At 41.2% G+C, this 14,017-nt stretch carries 11 protein-coding genes and 1 tRNA gene; 1 reads left to right on the forward strand and 11 read right to left on the reverse strand.

Annotated elements, in window-relative coordinates; genetic code table 11:
• Positions 1 to 69 precede the first annotated feature (69 nt).
• Together BLP87_RS10010 and BLP87_RS10015 are read right to left on the reverse strand one after the other, a co-directional pair.
• Positions 70 to 393 carry a zf-HC2 domain-containing protein gene (locus BLP87_RS10010; RefSeq protein ID WP_074462581.1) on the reverse strand — a complete coding sequence of 108 codons (324 nt, stop codon included), beginning with the start codon at positions 391 to 393 and terminating at the stop codon, positions 70 to 72.
• 127 nt (positions 394 to 520) lie between these two features.
• A complete protein-coding gene (locus BLP87_RS10015) occupies positions 521 to 1,609 on the reverse strand; it encodes an HD-GYP domain-containing protein (RefSeq protein ID WP_074462582.1) in 1,089 nt (362 codons plus the stop codon).
• Positions 1,610 to 1,735: 126 nt separating this feature from the next.
• Between BLP87_RS10015 and BLP87_RS10020 the strand changes: the two genes are divergently transcribed.
• Complete coding sequence (locus BLP87_RS10020; protein WP_074462583.1) at positions 1,736 to 2,353, forward strand: NUDIX hydrolase; 618 nt, start codon at positions 1,736 to 1,738, stop codon at positions 2,351 to 2,353.
• Between the two features lie 224 nt (positions 2,354 to 2,577).
• Here the strand turns inward: BLP87_RS10020 and BLP87_RS16055 are convergent, their stop codons facing one another.
• From BLP87_RS16055 to recA, 9 genes are all read right to left on the reverse strand, one after another.
• Complete coding sequence (locus BLP87_RS16055; protein ID WP_176756635.1) at positions 2,578 to 2,715, reverse strand: hypothetical protein; 138 nt, start codon at positions 2,713 to 2,715, stop codon at positions 2,578 to 2,580.
• 350 nt (positions 2,716 to 3,065) lie between these two features.
• Positions 3,066 to 3,148 (reverse strand) — tRNA-Leu (locus BLP87_RS10025).
• Positions 3,149 to 3,930: 782 nt separating this feature from the next.
• A complete protein-coding gene (locus BLP87_RS10035) occupies positions 3,931 to 5,586 on the reverse strand; it encodes a putative manganese-dependent inorganic diphosphatase (RefSeq protein WP_143002127.1) in 1,656 nt (551 codons plus the stop codon).
• A gap of 116 nt (positions 5,587 to 5,702) precedes the next feature.
• Entirely contained in the window at positions 5,703 to 7,433 is a 1,731-nt protein-coding gene (locus tag BLP87_RS10040) for an ABC transporter ATP-binding protein (protein WP_074462585.1), read from the reverse strand.
• Entirely contained in the window at positions 7,430 to 9,154 is a 1,725-nt protein-coding gene (locus BLP87_RS10045; protein ID WP_074462586.1) for an ABC transporter ATP-binding protein, read from the reverse strand. The genes BLP87_RS10040 and BLP87_RS10045 overlap by 4 nt, the downstream gene beginning before the upstream one ends.
• Positions 9,155 to 9,170: 16 nt before the next feature.
• Positions 9,171 to 10,502: an RsmF rRNA methyltransferase first C-terminal domain-containing protein gene (locus BLP87_RS10050; RefSeq protein WP_074462587.1), complete on the reverse strand. Its 1,332-nt coding sequence runs from the start codon at positions 10,500 to 10,502 to the stop codon at positions 9,171 to 9,173.
• Between the two features lie 129 nt (positions 10,503 to 10,631).
• On the reverse strand, positions 10,632 to 12,176 hold the full coding sequence (gene rny / locus BLP87_RS10055) for a ribonuclease Y (protein ID WP_074462588.1): 1,545 nt from the start codon (positions 12,174 to 12,176) through the stop codon (positions 10,632 to 10,634).
• Positions 12,177 to 12,295: 119 nt separating this feature from the next.
• The gene (locus BLP87_RS10060) at positions 12,296 to 12,913 is read right to left on the reverse strand and encodes a regulatory protein RecX (protein ID WP_074462589.1); all 618 of its coding nucleotides are present in this window, start codon (positions 12,911 to 12,913) and stop codon (positions 12,296 to 12,298) included.
• A complete protein-coding gene (gene recA / locus BLP87_RS10065) occupies positions 12,913 to 13,974 on the reverse strand; it encodes a recombinase RecA (protein ID WP_074462590.1) in 1,062 nt (353 codons plus the stop codon). The genes BLP87_RS10060 and recA overlap by 1 nt, the downstream gene beginning before the upstream one ends.
• Between the last annotated feature and the right edge of the window lie 43 nt (positions 13,975 to 14,017).

Here is a 14,017-nt window from a genome sequence, read left to right on the forward strand (position 1 = left end):
TTTTAATATCACAGGAAACTGCAGTTTATTCCTGCTAAGGCACGAAAGAGCCACAAAAAAAACTCGTTTCTATAAAAAAAGTGCGAGAAAAAGTGCCGTTCCACCAAGAGCAAGAACCACCGCCTGCAAAAGATAGCTCGACAACACCAGATATCTTCTGGTAGTCAGCCTTTTATTTGCATCAAGCAAAAGAGCATCAAGTTCACTTCGAAGGTTGAAGGTATTACCATCTTCAAGCCTCTTCATACCTACCTTGACCAAAAACTGTATGGTCAGTTCTTCTTTACATCCTGCGCAAGTCTCAACATGATTGAGGAATTCAGCAAGTTCACGGTTATCAAGATCATCATCTAAAAATAATGGAATAAGTTTATCCGCTTCTTTACAAGTCATGTTCGGCTCCGCATAACAAATCTAAAACATTCAATATGTTGTATTCTACAATGTGCTCTCAACGGCCATTTCTACAACATACAGAATACTACAAACATAATTCATTTACAATCCAATGATGCAGTAATTATATAACTGCCACGATAGACAGACTCTTGTTTGACGAAAGATCCACGTAGTTCTCGCCGCATTTTACAACGGGGCGTGACAGGTGATCTGCATTTACAAAGATGATTTCTCCGGTCTGCCCTGTATTTAACATAACTCTGTTGGCAATAAATGTATTTGCGATATTGCCAAGGAACGTCATTATTACATTGGGATCAAACTTGTTGATACCCTCTTTTTCAAACTGAGATATCACCGTAAACGGACAGATAGGCGCTCTGTAGGTTCTTCTGGATGTCATCTCGTCATATATATTGGAAACGGTAACGATAGAAACAACTTCGTCTATCTTATCTCCCTTAAGATGAAGCGGATATCCCGATCCATCCTTGAATTCATGGTGCATAAGAATGCAGTTCTTTATCCTCTGATCGATGTCCTCATCCTTGACAAGTTCATAACCCTTGGTCACATGATCTCTCATAACACGCTCTTCATACTCTGTAAGAGCCGCCTTCTTGTTAAGAAGGTCAGGTGGCATGAGCATCTTGCCTATATCATGAAGAAGTCCTCCCGCAGTTACGACACGAACAACATCTTCGGGAAGTCTCATCCAGGTTGCAAGCGTATTTGCTATAAGGGAAACATTTAAGCTATGCATAAAGACAGCATCACTGTTATCTCTAAGATTGTGAAGCATATCGAAAACTCCGGCAGTACCACCCGCCTCAACAAAAAGGTGGTATACGGGTTCTGTAAGTTTATCTATCTCAAGAGGTGCTCCGTCATTGGCGATCATCTTAAATGATTCCTCAAGCTTTTTGGCCTTCTCCTCTATGTCGCGTTTAAATCTGATAAATCCCTCTGAATTCTTCAGTTTATCAGCGTAAGATAAAAAGTCCTCTGGGGTAGGCTCCTCTTTGGCACTGCGCTCAACCGGCTTGTCATCTTCAACGAAGATATTATAAAGAGAATGAGATTTTATTCTGAGAATGTCCTTCTCATCAAGGACTGTTCCCTTAGCCAAAACAAGTCTGTCATCAATCGTATATATATTCTCCGAAACGATAAGTCCGGGCACAAGTTTATCAACTGCCAATAGTTTCATATAAACACCGCCTCATAAAGAAATAACGATACATTCAAATATACGTACCTACGAAATATTATATCAGCAAAAGCCTGATTTGTGATAAAATACATTGCGTAAAAAACATAAAAAAAGAGGTAATTTATGACCAATTTTGAGAAAAAACTATACTGGGAACTAATAAATGAAGAACATATCATCCAGGATGCATGGATTGATTTTAGAAGAAACGAATATAAACTCCCCGACGGACAGACCATCACGCCCGTATATAACTATTCAAAACACAGCTTTTCTCTTGTAGTTGCGACCGACAGATCCGGAAATTTCATCTGTGTCCGCCAATACAGACACGGAATAGATGAGATCACTACAGAATTTCCCGCAGGCGGGATTGAATATGCAAAGAAAGAAGATGTGGCAGGTGAGCCTTGTATAACAAAGGAAAACATTATCGCGTCCGAAGATGAAGCTTTCGAAGCCGCCAAACGAGAACTCCGCGAAGAAACAGGCTATACCTCCGACAACTGGACGCACCTTCTCACAATTCCCGCAAATGCAACAATATCAAACAGTAACGTGCACATATACTGTGCCACAAACTGCACACTCTCCGCTTCACAGGAGCTTGATGATACAGAATTTCTTAACGTAGTGCTGTTGAACGAGACAGAGCTCTTGTCCGCAATAAGCGGCGGCGACTTCAAGCAGGCCCTGCACGTGCTGGCATATTATTTGTTCAAGGATAAGAGGGTTGGGTGAATTGTTGATTCTTGTTTGATTGCGGATTTTTGTGATTCTTGTATGATTGCGTAAATTAGTGGTTCTAGTCTGATAGCGTGAATTGATGATTCTAGTCTGATTGGGTGCGCGCAACTTGCGCCCCGACAAGCTTTTTTTTATCAATATGCCTTATACAGCTTTTTTGCTTGCTATAAGGCATATATTTCTTACAGCAACCGTGCTTCCTCAAAACAAAATATGCCTTACCTCAAACTTTTTCTTCTCTTAAGGCATATTTTTCTTCCCTCAGCATTACTTCCACAGCATATTGTATGCCTCATTCCAAACTTTTCATTCTCTGAAGGCATATTTCTCTTTCTCCAGCACCACTTCTTCGGCATATTCTATGCCTTATTTCAAGCCATTTCTTCTCTGAAGGCATATTTCATCCTGACTAGTGAGTAATACTTAGATGATCACATTCCCCATTTCGATGACGCGCAACTGCACAAGGTACTTCTTCATACATTTTCAGATAAAATAAAAGATAACCTAGCATGTTTGAAACCAAAACAGCATAGTTATCATCTTTATAAATATATAAAAAGTTTTTCATCCATGATTACACGAATATCGCTCAAAGAATCCCAGAATGCCTTGTACAATCAAAAATAAAAAAGAACATTTCGCATAATGCCCCACGAAATGCCCCATACTTTATTGAACACCACTATTTAAGCGTATTTCTTAGTGCCGGCAGTGGGACTTGAACCCACACGTGGTTACCCACAACAGATTTTGAGTCTGCATCGTCTGCCATTCCGACATGCCGGCATAACACTGCACCTCTGATGACGTACAGCTTTATTACTATATCATAGAGAAAACTTATAATCAAGAGGAATTTATCGCATTCGCCCCCAAACAAGTAATAAGCATCAATAAATTTGAGAACATCTAGAATTGATGCCTATCCCCCCAAGTATACAGTCTCTCCAGCATCAAATTTCGGAAATGTACATTTTTTCGATGTTTCAAGCATGTATTTGCAAGTCTTATGAAGCATCAAAAAATGTTGACATTTATAATTTTGATGCTTCTTCCCTTTACTATATAACAATTTTTTGGCTCAGCATCTCTCCTTCTATAGGTCATATCTTCCATCTGTTTTCGCCTCATCTTCCCCTCTTCTAAACCGCTTCTTCAAAACTCCCCTCTTCTCTCCGACTTCTCCTCGGCATTATTTCAGCTTATCCCATGATGCAAATGTGCCATCACTATCGCCGGCACTAAAGCATGCATCGGCATCAGAACTGATATAAGCTCCTGCGCCACCTCCGGCACAAACGCCGCGTACATCCGGCTCAAGAGATCAAAGAGTTGCAAAGAAACTCTTTGCGCGCCAATGCGCGCAAGCTTTAGCTTGCATAATACTTCTGCGCATCGGTCGCATCCATAGCGTAGCGTTTTTTCTAATCTCGGAGAAATTTCTATTAGATAAAACAAAAAAACAATCTTCCAAGAATGGGCTCCAATTGCCCAAACAGAAGATTGCTTTCATTCACTTACAATAACACTTTATTCATATTCTCACAATAGCCGTTCCAATCCCCGCATCAGTTCTGAATCGCCTCAACAATCGCCGGCAAGAGCTGCTTCTTACGCGATACAACGCCGGGAAGTGTTGCTTTATCGCCGGAAGCATTTATTCCGAATGCGCTGTTTATCGTATACTGCGACTTGGCACCTGTGAAAAGAACTTCTGAGGACTCGTCGATAATATTGGTAAGCATGAAGAAGAGCATATCAAGTCCATCGTCTTCAGCTGCCTTCTTAAGCTCAGGCTCTACCTTGGATTTTATCTCAAGAAGCTCCTCTGCGCTCATGGAATTAATCTGGCCGATACCGATATTCATATCATCAACGGTAAACTTCTTAAAGTCCTGATGCAGAATCTCGCTTGCAGTCTTGCCGCTAAGATTAGAACCCGCATGGAACATCTCTTTTGCAAATTCTTCGTAATTGACGCCCGCAATCAAAGCAAGTTCCTCGCCCGCTTTCTTGTCGATTGCTGTACACGTCGGCGACCTGAACATCAGCGTATCTGAAAGAATAGCCGCAAGAAGAAGTCCCGCCGTCACCTTATCAATCTCTACTCCGTACTCCTTGTACATCAAATATATGATAGTACAGGTTGAGCCAAGCGGCTGATTTCTGAAGAAAACAGGTCCCGATGTCTCGATTGTTCTAAGTCTGTGATGATCGATTATTTCGAGAATATCCGCCGAATCTGCGCCGTTTACCGCCTGATTCTTTTCATTATGATCTACCAGAATGAGCTGTTTCTTTTTCGCACCGAGGAAATTTCTTCGGCTGATCATTCCGACATAATGCTCGTTCTTATCAAGGACAGGGAAATATCTGTGCCTCATGGAAGCCATTACTTCCTGAATATCCTCGATATAATCATCCATATGGAAGCAAACTACATTATCTTTTTTCATAACATAGTTTATAGGCATACTTTGATTTATAAGTCTAGCCACCACGAATGTATCATGCGGCGTTGTAATAATCTTTGTTCCATGCTCTCTTGCCTGATTGCGAATGGTCTTTGCAACATCCGCACCCTCGCAGACAATGATACAGCCCGCATTCATCTCTATTGCGCAAAGCTGAGTCTCATACCTGTTTCCAAGTATAACGACATCACCCTCTTCAATAAGATTTTCCATCATCTCCGGACTTGCAGCAGCGATAACAACTTTTCCCTTATCGAGTATATCCCCGATATCGCCTACTATAAGTTCGCCGTCCAGTGTCTCGACAATATTCTGATAAGACGTCTTTGCAAGCGAGAGGATTCCCGGATCAATGACATCCATATATGTCTCAACAATATCATTTGTCGTTATTATTCCGCTAACCTCGTCATTCTCCGTAACACACAAAGTAACGACTTCGGCGTCACGCATCTCAGCCCATGCTCTTTTAAGAGACAAATCCGCTCCGATTCCTTCGAGCATCCTTATCTCCATATCACGTACCTGAGTTCTTACATCCTTGATATATACAGGAACCTGCACGCCAAAATGTGACAGGACAAACTGCGTTTCTTCATTGAGATGTCCCGCTCTTCCCGCTATATATTCATCTCCTGTTATTGCATTTTTTAGCTTTGCATAAGTGATCGCAGCACAGATCGAATCCGTATCAGGATTCTTGTGCCCAATAACAAAAACAGGCCTTTTGATTTCTTTATTCACTTTCATTATCTGCCCCTCATTATCTGTATAAAAAGATGCCTCTTATGTTAAATACATCTATTTACATTCTATTACATCATTTAACGACTTCCAAGCGCAAATATAGCCCCCGCCATAACAATTTACGCAAACTGGCTGTTATACAACTCGTAGTAAAAGCCTTTCTTGTTAAGAAGTGTCTCATGATTTCCTTGTTCGATTATATGTCCGTCTTTCATAACGAGGATAACGTCAGCCTCAACAATAGTTGATAATCTGTGCGCAACAATAAAACTTGTCCTGCCCTTCATCATCTTGTTAAAAGCTCTCTGGATCCTCATCTCCGTATGAGTATCGATGGAAGACGTCGCTTCATCAAGAATAAGCATCGGAGGAATATTAAGCATTACTCTTGTGATACAAAGAAGCTGCTTTTGTCCCTGCGACAGATTGCCGCCGTTTTCCGAGATCACGGTATCATATCCATCCGGAAGCTTTTTTATAAAACTGTGAGCGTGGGTTGCTTTAGCCGCAGCTATTATCTCCTCATCGGTAAAATCTTTTCTTCCAAGAGTAATATTATCCTTTACGGTTCCGTGCCGTAGCCATGTTTCCTGCAGCACCATTCCGAAGTTATCCCGTAGATCAAGTCTCTTTATATCCCTGATATCATATCCGTCAATCTTAACGCTTCCCTTATCAACATCATAAAATCTCATAAGTAGATTAATAAGCGTCGTCTTTCCGCTTCCCGTAGGTCCGACAATGGCAACTCTTTGCCCTTTAACAATACTAAGGTCAAGATTTTCGATAAGCTTCTTTTTCTTATCGTAGGAAAAAGAAACATCACTGATATCAACCACACCTTCAGCGTTGAACTTTTCGGGAGCAGTATCTTTATCTTTCTCCTCACTCTTTTCCTCAATAAGGTCAAACACACGCCTTGCGCAGGCAAGCGCATTTTGAAGTTCAGTCACAACGCCCGAGATTTCATTAAACGGCTTTGTATACTGATTTGCATAGCTTAAAAAGATCGTAAGTCCGCCGACGGTCATTCCTCCCGCGATACATACAAACGAACCAAACAGCGCAACAAAAGCATAAACCAGATTATTGATAAATCTTGTACCCGGATTGGTTATAGCCGAAACGAAAACAGCTCTTGTAGAAGCATCTTCTAGCTTTTCGTTAACCTCATCAAAATACTCCATGTTATCATCTTCATGCGCAAATGCTTTTACAACCTGAAGATTGCCTATCATCTCATCCACAAACGAAGTCTGATCTGCCCTCGCTTCGCTTTGAAGCTTAAAAAGCTTGAACGACTTATCCGCGATAACTCTCGCAACAATAAGCGATAAAGGCGTAAGCGCAACAACCACTATCGCAATCCTGAAATTCAGATAGAACATGAATACAAGCGTAAAAAGAATAGTCACTATTCCCGTAAAGAGCTGCGTAAAGCCCATAAGAAGTCCATCCGCAAAAAGATCTATATCCGCAACTATCCTACTTACTATTTCTCCCGTCTGCACTTTATCAAGATACTCAAAAGGAAGCGTTTGAAGCTTATCAAAAGCCTCAGCTCTCACATCTCTTACAACTTTAAAAGTGATGACATTATTTGCTTTGTTCATAATCCACTGGCAGATTGCGGTAATAAGTATGGCAATAAGCATCTTAAGAAGAACCGCCATGACCTTATTAAAGTCAACATCACCCGTTCCAACCAAAAGATCTATAGCTCCGCCGGCAAGGATTGGAATATATAAAGCAAGTGCCGCGGTAACAACCGCAAGTATCAGCGACAAGAAAACAAGTCCGCGGTACTTTCCCGCATAGTGAAGCACTTTTCTAAGCGTACCTTTCTTCATACCGCTCCCTCCTTCTTGTACTGAGAATCATATATCTCTTTATATAGCTCACAAGTTTCAAGGAGCTTATCATGTGTTCCCATTCCAACAACCGCACCATTTTCCAGTACAAGTATCTTATCACAATCATGGACAGCTGAAGTTCTCTGAGACACAATGAAAGTAGTCGGCGCATCTTTCATTTCACCGATTGCTTTTCTTAGATTCTTGTCAGTAAGGAAATCAAGCGCCGAAGCCGAGTCATCAAGAATAAGTATCTCCGGCTTTCTCACAAGTGCTCTCGCAATGGTAAGTCTCTGCCTCTGACCGCCCGAAAAATTCTTACCGCCCTGAGAAACCATATGATCAAGTCCGTTATCTTTCCCGTCAATAATCTCTTTTGCCTGTGCAATACCAAGAGCCTCATATATCTCTTCATCAGTCGCGTCATTCTTACCCCAACGCATATTGTCTCTTACAGTACCGTGGAAAAGAACCGCTTTCTGAGGAACAATACCGATTCTCTCCCTGAGGGCATCAAGCTTATATTCCTTAACATTCCTTCCGTCTATTAAAACATTTCCTTCTCTTACATCATAAAATCTAGGGATCAGGTTGATAAGCGTAGATTTGCCGCTTCCCGTTCCACCGATTATACCGATTCTCTCGCCTCGCTTTACAGTAAGGCTAATATGTTCCAGCGAATCTTCACTGTCGCCTTCGTAACGCATAGACACATTGTCAAAGACAACATGCTCATCTGTTTTATCAAAAGTATCAACGCTTCCGTCACTCATTGAGGATTTAAGCTCAATAAGCTCTTGAACCCTGTTACCAGACGCGATAGACTTTGTGATCGTAAGGATAAGATTGGCAAGCTTAATAAGCTCAACGAGAATCTGTGACATATAGTTGTAAAGAGCAACAACTTCACCCTTTGTCATTTCGCCCGCTTCAACATAGACTCCACCCTTGTAAATGAGAATCAAAAGCGCAATGTTCAAAATCGCAAATGTAACAGGATTCATAAGAGAGGAAATCCCTCCGACAAAGCTTTGCAACTCCATGAGGTGATCATTACTCTTATGAAACTTATCTTTTTCCTCATTTTCAAGTCCAAAAGCACGGATAACCCTGACACCCGTATGATTTTCTCTTGTAAGTCTCAGAACCTTATCGAGCCTGCTTTGTATCTCGCCGTATTTGGGAATACTCCATCCCATGATCGCACCGACAACCGCAAACAATAATATTATTGTCACAAGGAAAATAAGGGCCTGCCTTACATCAATCGTAAATGCCATTATCATTGCACCAAAGACGATGAAGGGCGATCTTAGCAAAAGTCTTATAGTGAGATTAACTCCCTGCTGAACCTGATTGATATCACTTGTCATTCTGGTCATCATTGCAGATGTACCGATTCTGTCCATATCAGAAAACGAAAGCGACTGAATATTGTTAAAAAGAGCTCTCTTTACTTTTTTGGCAAATCCCGCCGCAGCCTTAGCCGCATAGAACTGCGCAGTTATCGCACTGACACATCCTATAACGCACAAAAGGATAAGTATCATACACATTTTTATCACATATGACTTATCCCCCGATTCGATTCCTTTATCGATCATAGCTGCGATAACAAGAGGCACCATAAGTTCAAAAGATGCCTCAAGCAGCTTAAATAAAGGTCCAAGCGCTATTTCTTTTTTGTAATCCCTAAGATATACAAGAAGCTTTTTCATTCTTATACTTTTCCTTTTAATAATTTATCCTAAGTCCTTTAGGATAGTGATTTTTGAGCATTCCACCCGCCTCTTTGGCCCAGCCTATGCTATATCCGTCCGTCGTGATAAGACACCACCCTTTATTTCCGCTTCGTGTTACTCTAAGCGTCTGTCCGTTCAGATATTGCTTTATATTATCATCTTCGGATGGGATTTCATAGGTGAGCTTCACATCCGACGGTTTTAAAAAAAGTGCCAGCGCATGTGAAGGTTCAAATCTATCCTTCTTAAGCGTTCCAAGATGAAGCCCCGGTCGCAAGACCTTTAATCCTTCAAAAGACGGCATATCCTTTGGAGCGATATACATCTGATCTCCGAACATGAATATAACTTTGCCTTCTAAAAGCCTGTCTATGGCATCTTTTTCAAATGTTTCATTCAAAAAAGCATCAAGGATCTTTATCTGTTCTTTTCTTGCAGGAACTATCCTGCCACCCGGAATAAATCCGTTTTTGACAGCTACGTTTAATCCATCTCTTTTAAGAACACACAAAAAATGCCCCTCTCCCTTTACCTCATGCGGAAAGAGTCTCTTTGTCATTTCGCACTTAAAATCATCATGTCTTTCTAAAAAAGCCTCAATATTGTCTTCATTTTCTTCCCTTGAGAACGTACATGTTGAATATACAAGTGTTCCTCCGGGAACAAGCATCTCAGCGGCATTATCAAGTATCTCCGCCTGTCTCTTAGCGCAAAGAAGGACATTTTCTTCGCTCCATTCATCGGCGGCATTATCATTTTTCCTAAACATGCCTTCGCCCGAACAAGGAGCATCCACAAGTATTTTATCAAAATAGCTGCTAAAATATCCTGCTAAATGTTCCGATGTCTCATTTAAGACCATGGCATTCTCTATGCCAAGTCGCTCTATATTCAAAGACAGAATCTTTGCTCTGTCTCTATTTATCTCATTTGTGATCAAAAGACCTTTTCCATCAAGTTTGCAAGCAATCTGAGTGGATTTACCGCCGGGCGCGGCGCACAGATCAAGAATCTTCTCCCCCGGTTTCGGGTCAAGATAATGGACAGGTGCCATTGCACTAGGCTCCTGAATATAATAAAGCCCGGCTTCATGATAAGGATGTTTTCCGGGCGTAAAAGAGGCGTCATAATAAAACCCTGTCTCCTCCCACGGAACCTGCTCTGTGATACATTCGAACTCATCCTTAAAGTCACCTTTTACTTTTAATGTATTAAGTCTTAAAGCATGATACCTGTTATCTGCTTCAAATGCCTCAATAAAACGCTCATAATCTTCTTCTCCCAGAAGATCTTTCATTCTGTTTTTAAATTCAACCGGCAACATATTAAATCAATTCTCCTAAATCAAATAACCGGAAAGCCAAAGAGTTTCCTATTATTTAAAAAGAGGCTATCTTGCTTTCGCAAAATAGCCTCTCCACTACATTTACCCAATAATAGTTCAGAAACAGGATTACTTAGCGTAATCAGTTGCTCTACTCTCTCTTATGATATTAACCTTAATCTGTCCGGGATATTCCATTTCATCCTCAATCTTCTTAGCAATATCACGAGCCATGAGTATCATGTCTGAATCTGAAACCTGCTCAGGAACAACCATTACTCTGACTTCTCTGCCGGCTTGAATAGCGAAAGAGTGATCAACACCCTTAAAGCTATTGGTAATATCTTCGAGTTCTTTAAGTCTAGATGTGTAAGTTTCAAGAGTTTCTCTTCTTGCTCCGGGTCTTGCTGACGAAATTGTATCGGCAGCCTGAACAAGGATAGCAATAAGTGACTGTGGCTCAACATCACCATGATGAGCTTCTACTGCGTTAATAACAGTCTGTGATTCCTTGTACTTTCTACAGATATCAACACCAAGCTGAATATGTGAGCCCTCAAGCTCATGATCGACAGCTTTTCCAATATCATGCAAAAGTCCTGCTCTCTTAGCAACTCTGACATCGAGACCAAGTTCCGATGCCAAAAGTCCACATAACTGAGCAACCTCTACAGAATGTTTCAAGCAGTTCTGGCCGTAACTTGTTCTGAATTTCATACGACCGAGAATCTTGATAACTTCCGGGTGGAGGCCGTGAACACCGGCTTCAATAGCAGCATTTTCACCTTCTTCTTTGATCTTGGCAGCAACTTCCTTCTGTGCCTTCTCAACCATCTCTTCGATTCTGGCAGGATGAATACGACCATCAACGATCAACTTCTCCAGTGCTATGCGTGCAACCTCGCGGCGAATGGGATCAAATCCCGAAATAACTACGGCTTCAGGTGTGTCATCAATAATGAGATCGACACCTGTCATTGTCTCGAGAGTTCTGATATTTCTACCCTCTCGACCGATGATTCTACCCTTCATCTCATCATTCGGAAGCTGAACAACCGAAATTGTTGTTTCGGAGACGTGATCGGCGGCACAACGCTGAATCGCGTTTACAACGATTTCTTTAGCTTTCTTATCAGCTTCTTCCTTAGCCTCAGCTTCCATGGTCTTAATCATGACAGCTGACTCATGTTTTACATCATCTTCGACAATTTTCAAAAGATACTCTTTAGCCTGCTCGGAGGTTAAGCCAGAGATTTTCTCAAGTTCCTGTACCCTCTGTTCGTTAAGCTTAGTAACCTCTTCATTCTTCTTGTTTAAAGCGTCCTCTCTCGCATTTAAACTTTGCTCTTTCCTTTCGATCGCTTCAGATCGTTTCTCGACGTTTTCCTCTTTCTGCTGAATACGCCTCTCTGTACGCTGGACTTCATTTCTTCTGTCTCGTACTTCTTTCTCGAGTTCATTACGTGTTTTAAGTGCCTCTTCCTTTACTTCAAGAAGTTTCTCACGCTTCGTTTCTTCGGCAGTCTTGAGTGCTTCGTCAATAATTTTTCTTGCCCTCTCTTCAGCGCTTCCGATTTTTTCTTCTGTTACCTTTTTCTGATATGCAGACGAAACAATCCAAGTTAAAATCGCAGAAAGAACAAGAGTTACTGCTGCAACTATAACAGTAGTCATTACAGGAGCACCTCCTTATTCAATTTTCATTGTACAATATTTTGTATAGTGCACAAAAAAAATGCACACTTAAATACAATTTTACAACACTTAAATTTTACATTCTATAAAACGCAGTGTCAAGTTATTCCGCTATCCATAGCCTTTTTAATCGTTGAAATGTCATATCCGCGTCTCATCAGAAAGGCAATAAGTTTCTGTTTTTCTTTATGGTCAATCGTTTGCGCATCATATTTTTTCTTGATAAGGAGTTGTCTGATCTGAATAATCTCATTTTCATCACCGCTCTCAGAATACAATTCTTCAAGCTTATTAAGGATAATATCCTTAGAAATCCCCTTATTCATGAGATCCATGATAATCCTGTTTCTGCTTCTTCCGGACATATGATAATTTATGTAATCTTCCGCATATCTCTCATCATCTACGTATCTGTATGATTTAACATAATCTATCGCAGTATCTATGCAGTCCTGCGGATACATTCCATCAGAAAGCTTATCTCTCAGCTGCTTTTCTGTATAATCTCTTTTTTGCAGTAAATTCATAGCGCGGAGCTTCGCTCTTTTGGGCAGAAGTCCGCACTCAATCTCATTGTATTTATCTTCGGAAAGCTCATTTCCGACTTTGATATCAAAATCCCTGAGCTCACCGTTATATAAAACAAAAGCAAATTCTCCGTCTATGAATACTTTGGATCTCTTTTTATCCAATGCACATATATCTGAAACGATCATTATTTCGCTGCCTTAGTCTTCTTAGGTGCCGGTTCGTCTGCTGCTTTATCTGATGCAGATACATTGACCGGAAGGTTATAATATGCTCTTACCTTAGCATCGATATCCGTAAGGATCTCCGGATTGTTTTCAAGATACAGCTTTGCATTCTCGCGTCCCTGTCCGATCTTCTCGCCATTGTACTGATACCATGCACCGCTCTTGTTGACAATGTCCACACTTGCTGCAAGATCAAGAATATCTCCTGTCCTTGAGATTCCCTTGCCGAACATAATATCAAACTCTGCCTCTTTGAAAGGAGGAGCGATCTTATTCTTAACAACCTTAACTCTTGTTCTGTTACCTGTATTCTCACCGTTCTGCTTGATTGCTTCGATACGACGAACATCCATACGTACGGATGAATAGAACTTTAGCGCACGTCCGCCTGTTGTTGTCTCAGGATTACCGAACATAACGCCAACCTTCTCTCTGAGCTGGTTGATGAAAATAACCGTACAGTTTGACTTGCTGATAACTGCAGTAAGCTTACGAAGTGCCTGAGACATAAGTCTTGCCTGAAGTCCGACATGAGAATCTCCCATATCGCCGTCAATCTCTGCCTTGGGAACAAGCGCAGCAACAGAGTCGACAACAACTATATCAATAGCACCGGAACGAACCATTGTCTCTGTGATCTCAAGAGCCTGCTCACCGCTGTCCGGCTGTGAAATATAAAGATTGTCAACATCAACGCCTATATTCTTTGCATATACAGGATCAAGAGCATGCTCAGCATCGATAAATCCTGCAATGCCGCCTCTCTTCTGAACTTCCGCGATCATGTGAAGTGTGACTGTTGTCTTACCACTTGACTCAGGTCCGTATATCTCAACAATTCTTCCCTTAGGGATTCCGCCAAGTCCGAGCGCGATATCAAGGCTGAGTGAACCTGTGGGAATTGTCTCTATATTCATAGTGTCTGATGAATCACCAAGCTTCATGACAGCACCTTTACCAAACTGCTTCTCAATCTGACCAAGTGCTGCTTCAAGTGCTTTTTGTTTTTCTTCTCTCTCCATACGAGTCTCCTTTTCTAGAACATCTGTTCTATCTGAAAATTAT

It is taken from the genome of Butyrivibrio hungatei (assembly GCF_900101605.1).
Lineage (GTDB): Bacteria > Bacillota > Clostridia > Lachnospirales > Lachnospiraceae > Butyrivibrio > Butyrivibrio hungatei_B.